Source organism: Streptomyces ferrugineus, assembly GCF_015160855.1.
Taxonomy (GTDB): Bacteria; Actinomycetota; Actinomycetes; order Streptomycetales; family Streptomycetaceae; genus Streptomyces; species Streptomyces ferrugineus.
The window spans coordinates 5,247,572-5,268,376 of the sequence record NZ_CP063373.1; the positions used below are offsets into that span (position 1 = coordinate 5,247,572).

Sequence of the window (20,805 nt, forward strand, 5' to 3'; positions counted from 1 at the left end):
GCACCGACCTGCCTCGTGAGACATGGAAACTCAGCTCCGCCAGCAGCGGCAGGCCCACAGACCGCCGCCATGCTGAACTTCTACGCCAAGCACGGCGGTACGACCGACACCGACGCGCACCTGGGCACATCCGTCGAGAGCGCGCCCGCTCCACGCCGTAACACGGGCGACGGGACGACGAGGACAGAGGGCGCCCACAACCTGAAGATCAACTACGACGCGGTCGCATCTGGCACCCAAGCCAAGAAATCATCTGTCTAGTTACGACATCTTCCGTCTATTCACAGCATCACAGGTGAGATGCCCAGTCAGCCTGCCATCCAGCAACGCACCTGATGAACCACAGCAGTTCAGATGCCATACCAGTCAAGATCACAACATCATCTCTGAACTCTAAGCACAGCAGGTCAGCAGCGCTCTCACGTCGTAACTACATAGAAGATCGACACACTGCGCGTATCGCTGACCGTCTTTGAGGCCCTCACAGTTCGGTGTCCGGTGGTAAACGCTCCCGCCTTTGGTGACATACACCCTTCGGGGAAGGTTGGATCGCAATGTTCGGCAGTGGTCGCACTGGGAGGCGGGGAGGAACATGACTTCGCAGAAGTCTTCAGCCATGGCCACTATTATCGTGCCCCTGACTTGGTACAGCAATGCCTTTCCAGACCGGCGATCGTCGCGAAATGGCCTTGCGGTGACGGGTTCTGAGCAGGTGGAACATTGACAGGGGATGACCCGTTCGACGGCCCGAGTTATGAGAGAGCAGGGAAATCAGCAGCAACTCCTGAATACGTTACTCGTCCATCTCTTTGTTATCCGATAAAGAAAATTTGGAGTGCCGGTGATCCAGCTCAGAGAGCACCAGGTGGATGCGACCGCGCGTATCCGTAGGTGGGTGGGGTTCCCTGCAAGGTCCTCTGTGCCCGGGGAAGGGGCGCGCGCCACAGTGGTGTCGGCCACCGGGTCCGGCAAGACGATCACAGCCGCGTGGGCCGCGCTGGAACGCTTCCACGGCGGGCGGATCCTCGTCATGGTCCCCACCCTCGACCTGCTCGTGCAGACCGCCCAGGCGTGGCGGAAGGTCGGCCACACGGGGCCGATGGTCGCCGTGTGCTCGCTGGAGAAGGACGACGTCCTGGAGCAGCTGGGCGTGCGGACCACCACGAACGCGATCCAGCTGGCGCTGTGGGCCGGGAAGGGGCCGGTGGTCGTGTTCGCCACGTACGCCTCCCTCGTGGACCGCGACGACCCGGAGGACCCGCTGGGCCAGGGACGCGTTCGCGGGCCGCTGGAGGCTGCTCTGGCGGGCGGAGAGCAGCTGTACGGACAGACCATGGCCCCGTTCGACCTCGCCGTGGTCGACGAAGCCCACTCCACCGCGGGTGATCTTGGTCGGCCGTGGGCGGCGATCCACGACAACACCCGCATCCCCGCGGCCTTCCGGCTCTACCTGACCGCCACCCCCCGCATCCTCGCCTCCCCCCGGCCGCAGCGCGGCCGGGACGGGCAGGAGCTGGAGATCGCCACCATGGCGTCCGACCCGGACGGCCCGTACGGCGAGTGGATCTACGAACTCGAGTTGTCCGAGGCGATCGAGCGCGGCATCCTCGCCGGGTTCGAGATCGATGTGCTGGAGATCCACGACCCCTCCCCCGTCCCCGGGGAGTCGGAGGAGGCGCAGCGGGGCCGGCGGCTGGCGCTGCTGCAGACGGCGCTCTTGGAGCATGCCGCCGCGCGGAACCTGCGCACGGTCATGACCTTCCACCAGCGGGTGGAGGAAGCCGCCGCGTTCGCGGAGAAGATGCCGCACACGGCCACCGAGTTGTACGCGGCCGAGGTCTCCGACGAGGCCCTGGCCGAGGCGGACGCCCTGCCGAAGTCGTCGATCGACGCGGAGTTCTACGAACTGGAGGCCGGCCGCCACGTACCCCCGGACCGGGTGTGGTCGGCATGGCTGTGCGGCGACCACCTCGTAGCCGAACGCCGGGAGGTCCTGCGTCAGTTCGCCGACGGCCTCGATGCCGGCAACAAGCGCGTGCACCGGGCGTTCCTGGCCAGCGTGCGGGTCCTGGGCGAAGGCGTCGACATCGTCGGCGAGCGGGGTGTGGAGGCGGTGTGCTTCGCCGACACCCGCGGCTCCCAGGTGGAGATCGTCCAGAACATCGGCCGGGCCCTGCGCCCGAACCCCGACGGCACGAACAAGGTGGCCAGGATCATCGTGCCCGTATTCCTCCAGCCCGGCGAAGACCCGACCGACATGGTCGCCTCCGCCTCGTTCGCACCCCTCGTAGCCGTCCTCCAAGGCCTGCGCTCGCACTCGGAACGCCTCGTCGAACAGCTCGCCAGCAGGGCGCTGAGCAGCGGGCAGCGGCATGTACACGTGAAGCGGGACGAGGACGGGCACATCATCGGCACCACGGCCGAAGGAGAAGGCGGGCAGGACGAGACCGGGGGCCCGGTGGAGTCAGCGCTGCTGCACTTCTCCACCCCGAGAGACGCGGCGACGATCGCAGCGTTCCTGCGCACCCGGGTGTACCGGCCGGAGTCCCTGGTCTGGCTGGAGGGCTACCAGGCCCTGCTGCACTGGCGGAAGGACAACCACATCACCGGCCTGTACGCAGTCCCCTACGACACCGAGACCGAAGCCGGCGCCACCAAGGCGTTCCCCCTGGGGCGGTGGGTCCACCAGCAGCGGCGCACGTACCGTGCGGGCGAACTCGATCCCCACCGCAAGACCCTCCTCGACGAAGCCGGGATGGTGTGGGAACCCGGCGACGAAGCCTGGGAGAACAAACTCGCCGCGCTCCGCTCCTACCACCGCACCCAGGGCCACCTCGCACCCCGGCGCGACGCCGTCTGGGGCGACGCCAACAGCGAACTGGTCCCGGTCGGGGAGCACATGGCCAACCTCCGCCGCAAGAACGGCCTCGGCAAGAATCCCGAACGCGCCGCGGCCCGCGCCGCCCAGTTGGCGACGATCGATCCGGACTGGAACTGCCCCTGGCCGCTGGACTGGCAACGCCACTACCGCGTCCTCGCCGACCTCGCCGCCGACGAACCCCACGGCCGACTCCCCGACATCCAACCCGGCGTGCAATTCGAAGGCGACGACCTCGGCAAATGGCTCCAACGGCAACGCCGCAACTGGGCGGAACTCACCGAAGAACAACAGCAGCGGCTCACAGCGCTGGGCGTGAAACCCGCCGAACGCCCCGCACCGTCCCCGACGGCCAAGGGCGGAGGGAAGACGTCAGCCTTCCAACGCGGTCTGGCGGCCCTCACCCAATGGATCCAGCGTGAGGGCGTCCACAAGGCAGTACCGAGAGGGCACGTCGAACGCGTCGTCATCGACGGCCAGGAGCACCAGCACAAGCTCGGCGTATGGATCTCCAACGCCAAGTCGAGGCGGGACAAGCTCGGCCCCGAGCAGCGGGCCGCACTCGCCGAACTCGGCATCGAATGGGCCTGATGGTGAACGAGGAAGCGTGCCGTCCTCAGCTGGCGATGCACCGAGGCGGGGTCACGGTGGCGGAGGTGGGGTGGTGAGATACGGCGCGAGTTGGGATTCAAGATCTGCGACACGTTTGTCCAGGAAGCGATTGTTCTGGCGGGCGCTGACCAGACGCTCTTGGAGGTGCTGGTTGTCCTGGGCGAGCTGTCGTACTTGCTGCTTCAGACTGGTGTTCTCGGTGACGATCCGCTGAAGTGAGCCTTCGGGGAGATCATGTTCGAGGTCTCGGATCTTGCCGAGGAGTTCTGCGATACGGGTGCGCTGAGTGAGGATTTCGCGCTGGGTTTGGGTGAGTGCCTCTTCGGCGTTGAGGGCGCGTTCTCTCCAGGCGGGCTGTGTGCGGCTGCGGCTGTTGGAGATTCCGGGCTGGGGTCTGCTCGTGCGGGTGGCCTGCTCGATCAGGGCTCTGGCCTGCTGGTTTTGGTAGAGGAAGGTGCGTGAGACGCGGGCGGTACGGGCAACGGCTGCGACGGTGACAGGCGTATGGTCGCGTGCCATGGCCGCCAGGGCGGTCTGGAGGCGTTGAAGCATCTCTTGGGTGGCGTGGCGGCGGGCTCGGACGGCTGCGTCGGTGCGGGAAGTGCTCATGGCTGCCCTGTGGCGTCGTCGGGGGCCTGCAGTGCTGCGAGGTCTCGGGCGCGGAAAGCGGTGCTCCAGGTGCGGTGGAAGTAGTCCTGGGGGCGCCGCAGGTCGAGGGTGAGGGCTTCGTCGAGGACGCCGAGGGCGGCCAGGGCCTGCTCGAGTCCTTTGATCGCCTTGGCGGTGGGTTCGAAGACGGTGTGGAGGTAGTCGGCGGTGGCGTCGTCGGGGGCGTTCTCGGCGATGGAGCGCCACTGTTCGGCTTTGCGTCGCCAGTAGAGGAGGTCTGCGCCGGAGAGGACGAAGTTGTCGCAGTTCTCGCAGTCGAGTTTCCAGGGGCAGGCTCCGCCGTCAACAACGGGTTGGTAGGTGCAAAATCCCCCGTCGGCGGGGGTGCTGCGGCGGGAGAGGTCCAGGGCCAGGGCGAGGGCTGTCTCGCGGTCGATGGGGGTGGTGTCGCCGGAGAGGAGTTCACCTGGGGTGGGGGCGCCGGGCCCGGCCACCCAGACGGTGTTCAGGACGTCTTCGAGGTCACTGTTGGTGATCTTCACGTAGTGCTCGGCCATGCGCTCGGACAGCTGGCCGAGGTAGCGGCGGATGTGGGTGAGCGTGGCGCCAGCGCGCAGCAGGTTGGTGGCCAGGGTGTGGCGGGCCTGGTGGGCGACGTACGCGCCGCCGAGGTCGAGGCCGGCGATCCAGGTCCTGAAACGCTCGTTGAAGTGTCCGTAGGAGATCGGCTGCCGGCCATTGGGGTTGCGGATGCGGGAGGGGAACAAAGCTAGGCTGGGGCGTTCGGCAGCCGCGGGAATGCGGCCGTAGCGCTTTTCGAAGAGCTGGAGTGTCTTGGTGCGGCGGACATCGAGGCGCTGGTAGACGGGCTCGGGGATGCGGATGCCCTCGTTGTAGTTGCCGACCTTGGTCTGGTCGTGCCACAGCATGGCCAGGCCGCGGTAGCGGCCGATGCACTCCAGCCGCAGTCCGACGACCTCGCTGCAGCGGCGCCCGGTGGCGACGATGGTCTCCCAGATGTCCCGCAGTCCCCGGTCGTTGAGGTCGAGTTCCTCCAGGCGGCGCAGGTTGATCTCGTCCGTCAACGCGCGGGCGACGTCGTCGCTGAAGGGGTTGCGGGAGCGCTGCTTGAGGCCGGTGCCGCCGAAGGGGATGGCGGTCAGGAAGCCGGTGTCGATGCCAAGTCGTTCGGCGTGGCCGGCGGTGATGGCGCTGTAGAGCAGCTTGCGTGCCCCGTTGAAGACGAATTGGCAGCTCAGGTCGGTGACGGTGGGGGATCGTCCGTCGACCAGGACCATGCCCAGGGACGGCAGCCCGTGGCGGGCGCGGTGGCGCTGGTCGGCGACGAACCGCTCGGCGTGCTCACGGCGCAGCACGGTGGGGTCGTGGCCGGCGTCGGGGGCGTCGGTTTCGAGGAAGACGCCCAGTTCGACGGCGGCGCGGCGCATCTGGTCGAAGGGGCCTCTGGTGCGGGGGCACTGCGGGGATCGGAGCCACTCGGCGAGATGGTCCCAGAGCAGGTCGCGCAGCCACCACTGCGGTACGGCGGTGATGTTGAAGTGGCTCTGGGCGTTCTTGAAGCGTCGCCCGAAGTGATCGGTCTCCAGGAAGCCGGCGTCCTTGGTGTCCGAGGGGCTGTAGTAGACGCAGCGCAGACCATTGACGATCTCCCAGATGATTTTGCGGACCTCGGAGTCCATCTGCTTGCGGGTCAGGCCTGCGTAGCCTCCGTCGTGCAGGTCCATCAGGGACGTGATGTCGCCCCGCTGGCAATGTCTGACGAGATTCCTGATGCCGTTGGTGGTCCACTCGGAGTGCTGTGCGGATTGGGCATGGGCATGCAGGCCCCACTGGATCTCGGCCCGCAGCAATGGAGGCAACGCATAGAGGTTGACCAGTCCCGGCTGTGACACGGGTTCCGTGGTGGCACACCATGCGTGGAAGGCGGACTCGTCGTCGTAGGTCACAGGGAGCGGGCGTCCGTCTGCGATGCGGCCATGGATGCGTTCCGACCGGGCTCCTCCCGGACGCTGCTCGGTTTGGTAGCGGGCCTGGTGCTGGATGCACAATCCCACCGAGCCGCAGGCCAAGAACGGGCAGCGGGCCTTGCAGAGGCCGAAGCCGGGTAACGCGTGCTGAGCCAGAGCCCATCGTCCGAGGTGCTTCCGGTCGATGCCCGCCGCCGAGCCATACTGCCAGCGGTTCTGGTGTTGGTGGCACAACTGGGTCGTGGGGCTCACGGCCGGGCGGTCCGGGCAGATCCGGCAGCGCCCGTAGTCCACTCCCCGCGCAGCCGGAAGAGGCGTTGCGGCGTGCATGAAAGCGCGCTTGGACTGGCCGGCCCGCTCTGCCTGCTCCCACTCCAGACAGTGAGAACCGCACAGATTGTGGCTGACGCGGCGGATGCGCTCACAGCCGTCGACGCCGCACTGCCAGGCGAACACCGGGTGCTGAGGCGGGATGAAAATCAGCGCGTCGCGGAAGAGCGGATCGAATGAAGGGGCCTCTATGAGGGCCGTGAGCAGTTCGAGCCGGTCGCGGCCGATGCGGGTGGTGTCGGTGCGGCCTGGCAGCAGCGTCAGCGGGATCACGGCCGTGTCCCCCAGACCTGCTGCAGCGCTGCGGTGAAGACCGGGTCGTGGACGTCCACGTGGCCGTAGACCTGCTCGACGGTCGCCGCTGAGGCCCAGCCGCCGGCCTCCCTCGCGATCACAGCGTTGCCCCGTGCGGCGTCCAGCACCGCGGTGGCGAAGCTGTGCCGGAAAGCGTGCGGGACCACCCGGCCGATCTCCAGACGGGCTGCGGCCCGGCGCAGCATGCCGCGGGCCGCGGCCGTGGTCCACGGCTGGCCCCGCGTGGGGCCGTGCAGGCTGACCAGGAGCATGCCATGAGCGGTCTGGGCGGGGTACTGGGAGGTGATGTACTCGAAGTAGGTGGGATCATCGCCGGGCTCACCCGGCGCACCGTCCCGCCGCTTACGGCGTTGTCCTGCCAGGTCCAGGGTGTCTTTGTCTTGGCCCGGGCCCGGTTGGCGTTGTCCTCGCGATGGCAGATGTGCACGTGCGGCCCCCAGCACTGACCGCACTCGGCCTGCTCGCGCAGGTGCAGGTCGACCAGACGCAGCCCGCACAGCTCACCGATCCGGAAACCGCCGTCGGCCAGCCACGTGACCACCACCCGGTCCCGCGCGCACGACACCGCCCCCAGCAGCAGATCCCGGGCGCCCTCGGGCAGCATCTTCGGATGCCGGCGCACCCGCTCCGCCGGAGCCAAGGGATTGGCGGGCATGCTGTGCAGGACGTGCCCGAGCATCGCCCGCCTCCGATCCGCCCGCGTCGGCAGCCGTGTCACACGCAGCGCCTCCGCCAGTGCTGGGTTCACGTCGAGGGTGCCCAGGCGGAGGTAGAAGCCCTTCAGACAGGCCGCCGCCGTCTTCAACGCGCTGTGCCCGTAGGGGCGTTTTCCCTCCCGCCACGGCAGGCCGAACGGCCCCGGATAATCCGCCCCGAGTGCCGCCATGTAGTGCCGCAGATCCTCAAGCGACACCGACCCTGTGTCCAGGCCCGCGAACCGCAGCCACCGCAGATGATCCACCAGCACATACGCGTACGTACGGTCCGTGCCCGCGGCGCAGGTACGCAGGAACCCGTCCGCCTCCGCCACCACCGAGCAGTCCGCATCCACGACCGTGTAACAGACCCACCCATCACCACGGACGATCTCCTGCCCCCGTAAATCCCCCACCACCAACCGGCCATCCACCATGCGCCGCCCCCTCCAGACCCAGGGCCGCCCCGGTGACGGCACTCCGGTCCCCGAGTCCACACCCCTCCCCCACGTCCCCGAACCACTCCACGCGAACATCCCGCACACCCAGGTGACGGTTGGTAAAGTCCGTCACCCTCACACGCCAGAACACCCCCTCGGGTCACGTTGACGGCAGACATCCTCAGGGACAGGCATGGCCGACGGCCCGATGGTTCATCCATACCGCCACATCGCACACCCGCAGCGCACTCACCGTCTCGGGTAGCCCCGCGACCTGGCGCAACTCCAGCAGTTGGCGGTGCACAGCGCCGTCGTCCTCACGCAGCGCGGCATGGAGAGCGAGCCAGAAGGACGGCGGCCGACCGACGGCGCAGCGGACGATTCGGTCGTAGACCGGGAGCAAGCGGGGACGCTTGCGGGCCAGGACCTTCCCGGCGATGACCCAGTTGATCCCGTACTGCTCGCAGAGCAGACCCCAGGCCTGATCCGCCGGCGAGCCATCGGCCACGACGACCGCGTCGGCGTCAACCATGTCAATGTCCCTGGGAATGGTGTGCAGCAGACCGGACAGCCGCGCGCCGAGGCGGCCCTCCAGAATGTCCAGCGCAACAGGCGCCGGAACGGTGACCGACAAAGTCTGCACCGCGACCAGGTCCTCCGCCGTGATCCTGTCCGCGACCTCCGGCCGGTCTCCCCCACCCGCCAGATGCTCGAACCGGCTCCCGGTGAACGGCATCCCGCCGGGCCGCAGACCGATACCGAAGTAACGCCGCAGGTCACTGATGACGCGCTCGGAACTCAGCAAGACGCGCAACCGCTGCCCCAACGGCGACAACGCTCCACCGGGAACACCGAACGCTGGGAGGGAAGTGGCCATGAGAACTCCGTCCTTCATCGAGATCGTGAGCGGGTGAGCGGCGCCAGAGGGTCCTGCCCGAGAAGCATGCGGCAAGCTGGTCGGTGGGGCGCGCAGGGGCACCGGCCATCAGCTGGTGGTGGAGTTCGGATGCGGCTGCGGCAGGGCGTCGACGAGTGGCCTGAGGGCAGAGTCCAGCAGCCCAGCGTGTCGGGCTGGTGCGTCGGGCTGTACTCGTATGACGTGCAGGATGTGGTCGCGTACGGCGGCGTTGCGCAAGCTGCCGGACTGCTTGCTGCGCAGGATGTCGAGGAGGCTGGGGCCGGAGGCTTCCTGCAAGGCCTCGATCATCTCCAGTTCTTCGATGTCGACGATCTCCACCGGGTCCGTGTCCGGCCTCGTCAGCAGCCCTTTCCTCCGGGCGCGTTCACGGATCACGGTCAGGGTGATGGGGTTGACGGGGAAGCCTTCCGGCAGCACGAGCAGCGGCAGGAAGCGACGGTCGCCGGCAGCAGCAGGTGCGCCGGTGAGGGCGGCCTCGTCGCCGCGCAGCGCGGTGATGGTCGCGTCGATCTGTTCGAGTTCCTCGACGAGTTTGTCGATGTCCTGGATCTGTGATTCGCCGGGTACGGCGGTGCGGGCTTCGCGGCGTAGCTGGGTGGTGGTGACCTCGATGACGATCCAGGTGCCGGGATAGTCGATCGCGGCGTCGGCGATGCGCTGGCCTGGGGCGGTGTAGGCGGCCTTGAGTTCGGCGTCGTCGTAGACCCGGCGTGTGGTGCCTTCGTCGCGGGTGATCGTGTGCAGGACCTCGCTGACGTAGACCTCGCTGCAGTGGCGCAGGGTCTGTTTGGCCCGGGCGGCCATCTTGCGGTGGCCGGTGGGCTTGGTACGCCCCGGCGGCGGGCACTCGATGTCGAAGATCGGCAGCCACCCGAAGGCCCGGCTGATCAGGTGGCGGGGATCGAGGATCAGCAGCCGGTCCTCGGGCAGGCGGATCACGGGCCACTGCTGGAAGGGGTCGAAGGACCATTCGGTGCGCTGTTCTGGGCGTTCACCGTGTACGGCCTCCCGCATGCCGGGCAGGTCGTTGGTGATCAGCATCAGGACCGACTCGACGCGCTGCGCGGGCAGGGTCAGGCCAGCCAGTTCGCCCGGCTCGATGACGAACCGTCCCATCGTGGTGCGCAGCCACAGATAGCCGACGACGGCCGCCAGGTCCTCCAGGCGGGCGCCGGTGCAGTCCTGGTAGGTCTGGCTGAGGTCGACGATTCCCGGCTCGCCGTGGTGTTCGGCGGGCAGTTGCAGCCAGCGCCGTGCGTAGCGGGCGAGGACGCCGGGGACGGACCAGCTGCGGTGGAAGTGCTGGTTGGCGATGAGCTCGCGGCCCAGTGTGCCGGGCCGGTCCGTGATGACGCTCGGGCCGGGATCGGGATGGTGGCCCAGCACCTGGGTGAGACTAAACAGAGCGCCGACGATGTCGCCGTCGGGTAGGTCGTCCGGCACGGTGTCCGGCGATACCTCCATGGCCCTGCGGGCCAGCAGCATGAGGGCCTGGGGCACGAGCAGTCTGCGGGTCTCGTCCCGGAGGAGGTTCCGGACACGGCTACGGACCGGCTCATCCAGCCACTCGCCGGCGAAGTGCGTCTCGACGGCCTGCACGGACACGCCCGGCAGCTCCAGGGCGTTGAGCACCTGGGCGCAGAACCGTATGACGCCTTCAAGAGGAAGGCGCTCCAGTTGGCGCACGGCGTAGTCGGCGGGCAGCTCGAACCCGAAGATCTCATCGGGCGTGAGATACGCCGCGCCCAGGTCGATGGGCGCGGGCGGCACGGAGGTGGCGGGCACCAGCAGGCCGCTGGGGTGCTCGTTCCAGCGGGGCACGAGAGCCGTCGCGGTGGATCCCTGCAGCACCGGGTGCCCGGCCGAAGGGTTGGTGGCCAGGTAGCCGGTACGCAATGACGCGGGCTCGGCATCCGTGAACATCCTGCTCAGCGTTTCGATCTTCTGGGCGAGGCGCTCTGTGGCGTCCATCGGCACTCCCGTCGTGCGTGTGACCACTTGCCGTGAACTACCGGCTGCCGGTGTCACGTTGTTGCGGATTTCAGTGTTGGTCTCGTGGGCCGGGCGGGCCAAGCGCGAATGCGTGGTCCCCCTGGATGCTTCTGGCCGGGGGTTTCATCGGAATCGGTGCAGGAGGTCGTCGATAGCGCGCCGGGCGCGGAGCGGCCAGCGGCGTACCGCACGGGCACGAGCAGTACGAGCCTGTTCAGCGGCCGGGTGCTGTCCCGTGACGGTGACGGGAGCGTCGTCACCGAGCGCCCGCAGCATGCCGTCGTACGGGCAGCCCTTCTCGCAGCCGTCCTCGCGGTGGTCGAGGGTGGCGGTGGTCAGGTGGTACAGGTGGGCGCCGGTGTCGGCGATCCCGCCCGGCGCGGTCGTCATGGTGACGAACTGGTTCAGCTGCGCGGCCGCGGCACTGGCCGAGAAGACGAAGACGTTCTCCTTGCGGCGCAGCGGATGGTCGGCGGGCAGGCCGGTGATGTAGGCGGGGTCGTCGAGGGAGCCGTCGCGTTCGGCTTGGACGTGGGCGGGGTCGTACTGGCCCAGGCATTCCATGCAGGCGCGTCCGGGGGCGGCGATGTGGGCGCGCCATTCGGCGCCGCGCAGGCGTCCGCCGCGGGCGTCGACCGCGATGCCGCCGTCGACGACGGGGATGAGGTGGGCGTAGGCGAGGAGGTTGAGGACGGCGCGGGGCCAGGGCCGGTCGACGCAGGAGAAGATCACGTCGCAGTCGGCCGCGGCGGCGAACCCGTCCGGCTCGACCACGCTCAGCTCGTACGGCGACGCACGGAAGCTCGTGGCGGTGGCCGCGCGGCGGGCACTACGGGCGGCGAGGCGGGCCTTGGCCCGGTGCAGGCGCACATCACGGAGGGTGGTGTGCAGCAGCCGGTCGAGGTTGACCTCTTCGACGGTGTCGAAGTCGAGCAGGCTCAGGCACTGGACGCCGGTGCGGGCCAGGGCTTCGACGACGAGCATGCCGACGCTGCCGCATCCGACGACACCGACGTGCAGGCGGGCCAGGTCGTCCTGGGTTGTCTGTCCCCAGGCGGAGACGGTGCGCAGCTGCCGGTTCGTGGCCGGCGGTGCGGAAAGGAGGCGGTTGTTGAAGGTGACCGCCAGGCGGCCGCCGACCACGCGGACGCTCTCCGCCTCGGTGGGCGCGTAGCGGCGGGATGCCTGCTGCTGCCAGATGCGGGCACCGAATCCGGCATCCGCGCCCGCGAAGGTCAGACCGACCAGCGGGCGGCTGGTGATCACCTGGGTCTGCGCGGCGAAGGACGCCTCAGCCTCGTGATCGATGGTGTTCAGTCGCTGCCATCCCCGGCCTACCGGGTGGGCGTGGATGAAGCCGAGCCCGCAGCCGTGCTCGGCCGCGAGGGCTGCGGCGCGCAGGAAGTAGGCGCTGGTGAAGTCCACCGTGCCGTGCACGATCCGCTCGCCCTCCCTCGGCAGCACCACCCCGGTGAGCAGCGCGGTGGTGCGGCTGGTGCCGGTACTCGGCCGCCACAGCACGAAGGCGCAGTCCTCCTGCCCGTCCCCACGGCGCAGGTGATCCGTCAGCTGCTGGGCGACCTCGCTGGTCATCGCGACCGAGAAGCGGGTGATCACGCGGAGGGTCCGTTCTCCAGCTGCGTGAACAGGGTGCGCAGGTGCCGCAGATAGCCGCGGAGCGTACGGTCCTGCGCCCAGTCAGCGGGCGGCCGGCTCCAGTGCTCCCACTCCTGCCCGAGCGGAGAGTTGTGCACCGCGCCGTGCGGATGTCCCAGGCGCGGGCTGATGTGCGGGCCGTGCGGGGCCGACAGCGGCCAGTCCGGCACCAGTTCCAGACCGATGCGTACCGTCGTCCCGGCCTGCGGGCCGACCTCGATGAGGTAGTCGAAGACGGCGAAGTTGCCGGTCTGCTCCACCGTGTAGCCGGCGCGGCGCAGGCCCGCGAGCATTCCCGCGGGCCCCGCCTCCGGCATCACCGCGGTCATGCGGTCGGGGTCGGGCCGGTGGAGACCGACACGAACGTCTCCCGCTCGTGCACAGTTATCTCCTCCTCCCCGCGGTCGGCGAACGAGTGCTGATGCCGCCCGGTGATCCGAACCAGGTAGTGCGTGGCCGCGTCGATACCGGCCAGGCCCAGGACCGCGTTCGGCGTCGTACGCTTCGGCACCTCCACCGGCTCACCGTCCACCGTGACCGTCACCGGCTTGCCGCCGGTCTCCTGCTGCTGAATGTCTGCCGTCGTCATGACGACCACCTCCCCTTTCCCCCGGCCCGCCGCAGCGGGCCGGGATATGCGAAAGGCGGGCTCGAAGCCCGCCTACTTGCTCTTCTTCGAGCCGCGCGACGCGCGCTCGTTCACCGTCGTCGACGGGTGCCTGCGCACCGTCGACTGCTTCACGAACCGACCCGTGACCGCGCTCCGACCACGCTTCCCACCAGACCCACTCGCCTTACTGGCCTTGCCGGGCATGACGCACCTCCTTTCGGGGCTAACCGATATGACCTGCAGAGACGTTCCATCGAGGATGGTTTCATGCACCCATTAGGTCAATGAAACTTTCCTTGATCGAGAAAGTAGCATGGAAGCGACAGGTATACGCAAGAGGTCTCTGGGGCTGCCGGTGGACATCGCCTTCGACGACGCGGAGCTCGCCCGCGTCTGCAACAGCGACGCGGCACGCCGGGCGCGCTACGGGCCGGAGGCCGCCGTCACGCTCCACAGACGCCTCGGCCAGATGGCCGCCGCCGACCACCTGGCCGACCTGCATCACCTCGCGGCCGCCCGGCTACGGCCCGACCCGACCGACAGCGGCGTCAGCCGGATCGTCTCGCTCGGAGACCACGGCCACCTCGTCGTACGTCCCCGCGACGGTCCGCCCGCCACTCACCACGACGGCATCCTCGACGAGCACTCCGTACGCGCCCTGATAGTCACCGCGATCGCCATCACGCGATGACCGCCCCCCGCCACCCCCGCCTCCCCGACCTCAGAGAGGCACCACCCGTGACCCCGCCTCCCGCCCCGCCCTTCGTCTACGCGCCCGACTCCGCCCAGCCACCCGGCGAGACCCTCAAAGAACAGCTGGAAGCACTCGGCATCCCTCAGGCCGACCTCGCCCGGCGTACCGGCCTGTCCACCAAGCACATCAACCAGATCGTCCAGGGAATCGCGGTCCTCACCCCCGAGACCGCGCTCCTCCTCGAGCGCGCCACCGGCATCCCGGCCTCCATGTGGAACCAACTGGAAGCCGCCTGGCGTACCTACGTCACCCGCCAGCAGGAGCTCCAGCAGCTCAGCAAGCGCATCGACTGGCTCGACAACTTCTCACTGACCGAGCTCGTCAAGCGCAACATCCTGCCGAACAAGGACAGGAGCACGGACAACCTCCAGCGTCTGCTGGCGTTCTTCGGCGTCGCCGACCCAGGCATCGCCGAAGACCTCTGGCGCAGTTACCGCACTGCCTTCCGCCGCTCCACCGTCTTGAAGACCGACGACTACGCCACCGCGGTATGGCTACGCCAGGCAGAACTCAAGGCCCGCGCCCTGCCCTGCCAGCCGTTCGACCGCGCCGCCCTCACCGCCCTCCTGCCCAGCCTGCGCGCCCTCACCATCGACGACCCGGCAACCTGGCCCAACCGCATCACCCATCTATGCGCCCAGGCCGGCGTAGCCGTCGTCTTCCTCCCCGCCCCTCCCCTGACCAGCGTCTCCGGCGTCACCCGCTGGCTCACCCCCGACAAAGTCGCAATCGCCCTCAGCGACAGGTTCAAAAAAGACGACCACTTCTGGTTCACCGTCTTCCACGAGATCGGCCACACTCTCCTGCACGGCAAGAGACTGACCTTCCTCGACAACACCGACCGCGCCGACGAACTCACGCCCGAAGGCGACCGCAGCGAAGAAGAAGCCGACGCGTTCGCAGCCCAGACCCTCATCCCACCCGAACACAACGCCGCCTACCGCCGCCTCGCCCGAAGGCCCATGCCCTTCGACAACATCAAAGCCTTCGCCCGCCAGGCTGGCATCGCCCCCGGCATCGTCGTCGGCCGCCTCCAGCACGACGGCGCCCTGCCCTGGACCCACGGCAACAACCTCAAACGCCCCGTCCGCTTTCCCCACAACGGCCCCGCCGAGGACCAGCCACAGTGACCGACCACCCCCGCAAAGGAACAGTCGCAGCACCGGGCTCCCCCGCCTTCGCCCTGCACACCCTGGGCTGGCGCGCTTTCCAGGACCTATGCGCAGCAGTACTCCGCGAAGTGTGGACACAGTCGGTGCGCACCTTCGCCGACTCCAACGACGGCGGACGCGACGGCGCCTTCTACGGCACCTGGCAACAACCACCGGACCCGATCGGCGTCCAGGACGTCCCCGACGGCCCATTCGTCCTGCAGTGCAAGCACACCAAGAAAGCCGACACCACCCTCGCGCCCTCGGATCTCGACGACGAGTTCACCAAAGTTCAGGCTCTGGTGGAACGGGGCCTGTGCGGTAGCTACGTCCTACTCACCAACGCGCGGGTCAGCGGCACCTCGGAAGCCACCATCCGACGACGGCTGCTCGATGCCGGCGTCGTGTACCCGCTGGTCCTCGACGGCCAGTGGATCTGCGACACCATCGCCACCCGCCAGCGCCTACGGACGTTCGTCCCCCGCGTCTACGGACTCGGCGACCTCTCTCAGATCCTCGACGAACGCGCCTACACCCAAGCACAGGCCCTGCTCGGCTACCTGCGAGAGGAACTGGCCACCTTCGTGGTCACCGATGCCTACCGGCGTGCCGTCCGAGCCGTGCAGGACCACGGCTTCGTCCTACTCCTCGGCGAGCCGGGCGTCGGCAAATCCGTCATCGCAGAGACCCTGGCCATGACCGCCCTCGACGCCTGGGGCTGCCTGACCGTCAAAGCGCCCGACGCCGCCGGATTCGTACGCTATTGGAACCCTCTCGAACCGAACCAGTTTTTCTGGATCGACGACGCCTTCGGCAGTGTCCGCCACGAGCGGCACCTCACTGACAACTGGGCCCGGCACATGCGGGAAGTCATGACCGCAGTTCGCGGCGGGGCAAAAGTGGTCCTCACCTCACGTGACTACATCTACCGTGATGCCCGCCGCTACTTGAAGGAGTCCGCTTACCCTCTCCTGCACGAACAGCAGGTCGTCGTGGACGCCGCGCAGCTCTCGCCAGAGGAGCGGCGCCAGATCCTCTACAACCACATCAAACTCGGCGACCAGCCCCGCGAGGTCCGCTCGAGCATGAAGCCCCACCTGCACGAGGCAGCCGACGCCGATCCCTTCTACCCCGAGGCCGCCCGACGCCTGGGCCTGCAAGCCTTCACCCTCCACCTCCAACTGAACGGCCGCGGAATCGGGGACTTCATGACACGTCCCAGCGACTTCCTCCGCGAGGTCTACGACGGACTCGACCCCGACGAAAAGACCGCACTCGCCCTGACCTACCAGGCCGGCGAATACCTCTCTTCCCCCCTCGACCTCGACCTCCACACAGCCCAGCACGATGTCCTCACCCGCCTCGGAGGAACCATCGCCGGTGTCAGCCGAGCACTCCACACACTCACCGGGACCTTCCTGAGACACGGTTCCCCACCCAGCCACGACACCATCACCGGATGGTCCTTCCGACACCCCACACTGCAAGAAGGCTTCGCCGCCTTCCTGGCCACCGACCTCAACCTCATCCAAATCCTTCTATCCGGCCAGAACTGGCGCACGATCCTCTCCCGAATCGACTGCGACACCGGAAACCAAGCCGGAACCCTGCTCAGAGTTCCACCCTCCCTATATCTCAGGGTGATTGAAATTCTCCGAACTGCGAACCAGGAAACGCTGACCGACTGGCTCGGCCAGCGCCTCTGGCACGGGTTCCTCGCCAGCAGATGCTCCGACAAGTTCCTCACCCTCTACACACAGGCAGAACCCACTGCCATCGACCGCCTGACCTGGTTCGGATCGTTCCTGAATGTCGTTGACGAGCCCCAGGTCCTCGCCAGACTGCAGCAGGCCGACCTCATCGAACCCCCGCACCATCAACGCATCGTAGAGCGGGTTACAGAGCTCGCCGTAGAGTCACCAGATGCCGGCTGGACATGGCTCCCAGAATGGGAAGTTCTCCTCACAGAATCCGAACGAGAACAGTTGCTCAGCCACGTCAAACAACAACTCCCCTCTCGGTTCGACCAGATACTCCAGGACTGGCGGAACAACTACAACCCCGACGAAACAGATCCACACACGTACTTCGACGAACTAGAGATAGAGCTCAACAGCTACCAGAAAGCCTTCGCAAACGATGCGGATGCGACCTCCGCCATCGAACAGGCCTTGGAAAAAATGAACGACACCATCTGGGCCATCGATGATGAACACCTCCCACAAGACCCTCACGCGGCAACCCCTCCCGGTCACTCCGCACCCGCGGACGAACCTCACGAGCGGAGCATCTTCGACGACATCGACGACGACTAACGACCGCACCGCCCTCGCCAACACCACACACATGTTCACCGCGAAGAAACACCAACCCAGCCTCGCCCCGCACACCTCAACGATCGGTAAAACGGACGAAGCCCACCGCTGTTCAGGCCGGATCGGGAAGCCCTGGGCGGTCGTCCACAACAACCAGAAGATCCCTTCCCTGCGCCGCCTGTACATGACGGCCACGCCCCGGCTGTGGCAGCTGGACGAGGACTCTGAGCAGGGCGCGCCGGGCGAGCTGGTGGCGAGCATGGAAGACGACCCCAACGGTCCGTTCGGCAGCAGGTGTTTCACCCTGACCTTGTCGGAGGCGATCGACAGGGGGATCTGTGCGCCGTATCAGGTGGTGTGCGTGGACGTCACCGACACGCAGCTCCAGGCGGCCGTGCTGCTCGGTGCGGACGGGCGTTCGGCGCAGGTGCGCGGGGCCCGGCTCGCCGCGCTGCAGACGGCTCTGGTGAAGGCGGCCTCGGAGGAGGGCTTGCGCCGTACGCTCTCGTTCCACCACCAGATCCGCGAGGCTGAGGCGTTCGCGGCCGGCCTTCCCGACATCGCCGCGCAGCTGCACGACAGCGATCCGGAGCTGTACCCGGCGACGATCTGGGCGGACTGGCTGTGCGGTGAGCACAAGCCCAACCACCGGCGGCGGGTTCTGATGGAGTTCGCCGACGGGATCGCCACGGACGGAACGGTCGTGGAGAAGGGCTTCCTGAGCTCGGTGAAGGTGCTCGGGGAAGGGGTCGACACCCGGGAATGTGACTCTGTGTACTTCGCGGACGTGCGTGGCTCGATGCCGGACCTGGTCCAGGCCGTGGGCCGGGCGCTGCGGATGCAGCCCGGCGAGGGCAAGATGGCCAGCCTCGTGGTGCCCGTGCTTCTGGGGCCCTGGGAGACGGCGGACAACATGCTCACCAGCAGGGCGTACGGCGGGTTGGCGAAGCTCCTGGAGGCCCTGCGAGCTCATGACGCCCGCATCGTGGAGGCTCTGGCGCAGCAGCAGGCTCCGAGCCGCTACAAGCCCGTCCAGAAGGGCGAGAAGGCCAAGGCGAAGGGTGCGGGTGAGGGCGGCGCCTCGAGACCGGCGAAGGCGTTGCTGAAGTTCTCCACACCGCGTGATCCGGCGCAGCTGGCGTTGTTCATCAACCTGCGGGTCCTCGATCCGGAGCACGAGCACTGGCGGCGCGGCATCGAGGCCGCCGTCATCTACGCCCGCGAGGTGGGCGACCTGAAGGTGCCGTTCACGTACCGGGTGCCGACGGGTGAGGAGGCTCAGGCTGAGGGGTGGCCGGCCTCGCTCGCCAATTTCCCGCTGGGGCAATGGATCGCCGACAACCGCAGGTTCTTCGCCCGCGGTTCGCTGGACGAAGAGCGTGTCGAGCAGCTGGAGCGCCTCGGCATGGTGTGGTCGCACTACGACGTCGCGTGGGAGGAAGGCCTCGCCGCGGTGCGCGGGTGGGCTGAGGAAAACGGGCACCTGCTGGCGCCGCTGGACGCCACCTTCCGGGGGGCGAAGGTGGGGATCTTTCTGAAGAACGCGCGGGCCGCCGCGCGGCGGGCTGCCGAGATCGAGCAGCGGCGTGCCGAGGGGCTCCCGGTCGGGTCGTCGGCCGGTGCGCTGTCGGATGAGCGGCGTGAGCAGCTGGAGGAGATCGACCCGTCGTGGTGCCCCACCTGGCCGGTGGAGTGGCAGCGGGCGTTCTACCTCACCCGGCTTCACCTGGAGCAAGGCGGCGAACTGCCCACTGAGCCGGGCACGGTGCTGGTGCAGTCCGAGGATCTGGGGCGGTGGGTGCGCGCTCAGCGTCTGGGCTGGGACAAGCTCACCGCCGTGCAGCAGTGGATGTGTGAGCAGGTCCTCGGGATCACCCCCGCGACCGAGGAAGAGAAGCCCCAGCCGCGCCGCACGCAGGCCGACAAGTGGGCCGCCAACCTGGCAGCCGCGCAGCAGTTCTACGAACGCGAAGGCCACCTCCAGGTGCCCAGGAAGCATGTCGAGACCGTGGTCTCCGAAGAGGGAGGGGAACTGCAGTTCCGACTGGGGGCATGGATCAGCAACCAGCGCTCGCGCGTGGCGACGCTGTCGGAGGACCGGCGCGAGCAACTGTTCGCCATTGGCATGCGCTGGTCGTAGCCGCGTCGCGGTCGTCGTATTTGGAGCTCGTGCCAATTGGTACGAGCTCCAAAGCTTTTGACGGCAAAAAAAATCGGTCAGGTGTGACGTTCTCAAGCCCGCCCTGCATAAGAGCGACCGAGCGCGTACAACCAGCCAGATGTCTATCTCGCGCGCGGCTAGTGATCGGGCCAGTCGAGGGGACATCGCAAACCGGGGTGGATTTTATGTCTGACACAGATGTGATCGCGGAGGCCGTGGACGGCTTCCTTGCTGACCCGCGCACGCTGCGGATCCAGCGCGATGCCGCGCTCGTCGCGGATCTTGCTCTGGGCGGCTTCGAGGGCCTGGAATACCGGGTGTTCGAGGACCGTCTGCTCCGGGACAGCATGCCGATCCTGCGTGGCATGCTCCGCTCCGGCACGTTCATCACGCTCTCCGTGCAGAGGTACGAGACGCTGAACATCCCCTTCTTCGTGAGCAGCGAGAACCGGCAGCTCCTGCACAGCAGCGACGCCGAGCGGGACGACATCATCGTCGACGTCCTGATGCACGCGCGGAAGACGTTCCGCACGAGGGCTCTCCTCAACGGCGGCTGGAATCCCAACTTCAGGGGTCCTAAGGGCGCCTGCTGCCTGATGAGCTACTTCATCGGCAGGTGCATGTGGGACTTCCGCCGTGTTTACCTGCGCTGGGTCAAGGAGCGGGAGCGCATCGCGCAGGTGGAGGCCGCCCTGCTCGACCCGGAGGCGTTCTTCCGTCTGCTGACGGCTCTGCCCCACCACGGTGAGCCCGAGACGATCCTGTTTTCTGGGGCCTTCATGGAGCTGCTGGACGCCCAGCCAGCCGAGACCCGGGCCGTCGTACGTCTGACATGCGAGGGGTACGCGGACGGGGAGATCGCCGACCGGCTCAAGTCGACGCCCGGCGCCGTCCGCACCCGCCGGTACCGCTTCAAGAAGGTCCTCTATCAGGCCGCCAGCGAGCGGAAGATCTGGATCCCTGCGCAGTTGCACATCAACGGCGTCCGCGAGCAGCAGCGGAGTGCCGTATGAGCATGCACGACCTCCTGTTCCTGTACCTCACGCTGGCCGTGCTCGGCATGGCGGCCGCCTTGGTGGGTGTGATCGGCCTCGGAGTCGCCCGGTGGGCCGGCTCCCCCTCCCCGACGACCTCGTCCGCGGGGCCATCGTCTGCGCCGGGACCCTGACCATCGGCATCGCGGTGCTCGGAGTACTCGTCACAGCCATCCGATAACCGTCTACGTCGCACGTCACAAACGCGCTCCTGCGCCCCATTACCCATGTACGCCGTGGAGGCCCCGACCGACTGGTCGGGGCCTCCACGGCGTCTCCCGAGCTTCTTCTCCCCTGGGCCCTGTCCGTGGCCCCGCCCGGTGCCCAAGGGACGAGGACACCGGCG

At 67.9% G+C, this 20,805-nt stretch carries 16 protein-coding genes; 8 read left to right on the top strand and 8 right to left on the bottom strand.

Translation table 11 applies throughout. From position 1 onward, the window contains the following. Positions 1-69: 69 nt before the first annotated feature. Complete coding sequence (locus IM697_RS23780) at positions 70-261, top strand: hypothetical protein (protein WP_194038062.1); 192 nt, start codon at positions 70-72, stop codon at positions 259-261. Positions 262-841: 580 nt separating this feature from the next. Next, complete coding sequence (locus IM697_RS23785; RefSeq protein ID WP_194038064.1) at positions 842-3,469, top strand: DEAD/DEAH box helicase; 2,628 nt, start codon at positions 842-844, stop codon at positions 3,467-3,469. 51 nt (positions 3,470-3,520) lie between these two features. On the opposite strand, the gene IM697_RS23790 is transcribed toward IM697_RS23785, so the two are convergent. From IM697_RS23790 to IM697_RS23825, 8 genes are all read right to left on the bottom strand, one after another. Next, positions 3,521-4,099, bottom strand: a complete 579-nt coding sequence (locus IM697_RS23790; RefSeq protein WP_194038066.1) for a DUF6262 family protein — start codon at positions 4,097-4,099, stop codon at positions 3,521-3,523. Next, on the bottom strand, positions 4,096-6,690 hold the full coding sequence (locus IM697_RS23795) for a tyrosine-type recombinase/integrase (protein ID WP_194038069.1): 2,595 nt from the start codon (positions 6,688-6,690) through the stop codon (positions 4,096-4,098). The genes IM697_RS23790 and IM697_RS23795 overlap by 4 nt, the downstream gene beginning before the upstream one ends. Then, positions 6,687-6,983 (bottom strand): tyrosine-type recombinase/integrase, encoded by a 297-nt coding sequence (locus IM697_RS45495; protein WP_265582664.1) that lies wholly within the window; start codon positions 6,981-6,983, stop codon positions 6,687-6,689. Before IM697_RS45495 ends, IM697_RS23795 begins: the two co-directional genes overlap by 4 nt. A 1,065-nt stretch (positions 6,984-8,048) precedes the next feature. Further along, on the bottom strand, positions 8,049-8,744 hold the full coding sequence (locus IM697_RS23805) for a DUF6308 family protein (RefSeq protein WP_194038071.1): 696 nt from the start codon (positions 8,742-8,744) through the stop codon (positions 8,049-8,051). A gap of 108 nt (positions 8,745-8,852) precedes the next feature. Further along, positions 8,853-10,757, bottom strand: a complete 1,905-nt coding sequence (locus tag IM697_RS23810; protein WP_194038073.1) for a hypothetical protein — start codon at positions 10,755-10,757, stop codon at positions 8,853-8,855. Positions 10,758-10,901: 144 nt separating this feature from the next. Next, positions 10,902-12,395 (bottom strand): ThiF family adenylyltransferase, encoded by a 1,494-nt coding sequence (locus IM697_RS23815; RefSeq protein WP_194038074.1) that lies wholly within the window; start codon positions 12,393-12,395, stop codon positions 10,902-10,904. Continuing rightward, the gene (locus tag IM697_RS23820; protein ID WP_194038077.1) at positions 12,392-12,763 is read right to left on the bottom strand and encodes a hypothetical protein; all 372 of its coding nucleotides are present in this window, start codon (positions 12,761-12,763) and stop codon (positions 12,392-12,394) included. Before IM697_RS23820 ends, IM697_RS23815 begins: the two co-directional genes overlap by 4 nt. Next, on the bottom strand, positions 12,760-13,023 hold the full coding sequence (locus IM697_RS23825; RefSeq protein WP_194038078.1) for a hypothetical protein: 264 nt from the start codon (positions 13,021-13,023) through the stop codon (positions 12,760-12,762). The genes IM697_RS23820 and IM697_RS23825 overlap by 4 nt, the downstream gene beginning before the upstream one ends. Positions 13,024-13,357: 334 nt before the next feature. On the opposite strand from IM697_RS23825, the gene IM697_RS23830 reads away from it, so the two are divergent. The 6 genes from IM697_RS23830 (at position 13,358) to IM697_RS23855 (ending at position 20,593) form a co-directional block, all read left to right on the top strand. Beyond that, positions 13,358-13,735: a hypothetical protein gene (locus IM697_RS23830; RefSeq protein ID WP_194038080.1), complete on the top strand. Its 378-nt coding sequence runs from the start codon at positions 13,358-13,360 to the stop codon at positions 13,733-13,735. A gap of 47 nt (positions 13,736-13,782) precedes the next feature. Beyond that, positions 13,783-14,928, top strand: a complete 1,146-nt coding sequence (locus IM697_RS23835) for a helix-turn-helix domain-containing protein (RefSeq protein WP_194038083.1) — start codon at positions 13,783-13,785, stop codon at positions 14,926-14,928. A gap of 125 nt (positions 14,929-15,053) precedes the next feature. Then, the gene (locus tag IM697_RS23840; RefSeq protein WP_194038085.1) at positions 15,054-17,264 is read left to right on the top strand and encodes an ATP-binding protein; all 2,211 of its coding nucleotides are present in this window, start codon (positions 15,054-15,056) and stop codon (positions 17,262-17,264) included. Positions 17,265-17,295: 31 nt separating this feature from the next. Continuing rightward, positions 17,296-19,404 (top strand): helicase associated domain-containing protein, encoded by a 2,109-nt coding sequence (locus IM697_RS23845; protein WP_228044132.1) that lies wholly within the window; start codon positions 17,296-17,298, stop codon positions 19,402-19,404. Between the two features lie 206 nt (positions 19,405-19,610). After that, the gene (locus IM697_RS23850; RefSeq protein WP_194038087.1) at positions 19,611-20,438 is read left to right on the top strand and encodes an RNA polymerase sigma factor; all 828 of its coding nucleotides are present in this window, start codon (positions 19,611-19,613) and stop codon (positions 20,436-20,438) included. Further along, positions 20,435-20,593 carry a hypothetical protein gene (locus IM697_RS23855; protein ID WP_194038089.1) on the top strand — a complete coding sequence of 53 codons (159 nt, stop codon included), beginning with the start codon at positions 20,435-20,437 and terminating at the stop codon, positions 20,591-20,593. Before IM697_RS23850 ends, IM697_RS23855 begins: the two co-directional genes overlap by 4 nt. The last annotated feature ends 212 nt before the right edge of the window (positions 20,594-20,805 follow it).

Coding starts and splice junctions, on each gene's coding strand:
- IM697_RS23805 (WP_194038071.1), bottom strand. CDS start 8,744: ATGGCCACTTCCCTCCCAGCGTTCGGTGTTCCCGGTGGAGCGTTGTCG.
- IM697_RS23820 (WP_194038077.1), bottom strand. CDS start 12,763: ATGACCGCGGTGATGCCGGAGGCGGGGCCCGCGGGAATGCTCGCGGGC.
- IM697_RS45495 (WP_265582664.1), bottom strand. CDS start 6,983: ATGCTCCTGGTCAGCCTGCACGGCCCCACGCGGGGCCAGCCGTGGACC.
- IM697_RS23790 (WP_194038066.1), bottom strand. CDS start 4,099: ATGAGCACTTCCCGCACCGACGCAGCCGTCCGAGCCCGCCGCCACGCC.
- IM697_RS23825 (WP_194038078.1), bottom strand. CDS start 13,023: ATGACGACGGCAGACATTCAGCAGCAGGAGACCGGCGGCAAGCCGGTG.
- IM697_RS23810 (WP_194038073.1), bottom strand. CDS start 10,757: ATGGACGCCACAGAGCGCCTCGCCCAGAAGATCGAAACGCTGAGCAGG.
- IM697_RS23850 (WP_194038087.1), top strand. CDS start 19,611: ATGTCTGACACAGATGTGATCGCGGAGGCCGTGGACGGCTTCCTTGCT.
- IM697_RS23780 (WP_194038062.1), top strand. CDS start 70: ATGCTGAACTTCTACGCCAAGCACGGCGGTACGACCGACACCGACGCG.
- IM697_RS23830 (WP_194038080.1), top strand. CDS start 13,358: ATGGAAGCGACAGGTATACGCAAGAGGTCTCTGGGGCTGCCGGTGGAC.
- IM697_RS23855 (WP_194038089.1), top strand. CDS start 20,435: ATGAGCATGCACGACCTCCTGTTCCTGTACCTCACGCTGGCCGTGCTC.
- IM697_RS23845 (WP_228044132.1), top strand. CDS start 17,296: ATGTTCACCGCGAAGAAACACCAACCCAGCCTCGCCCCGCACACCTCA.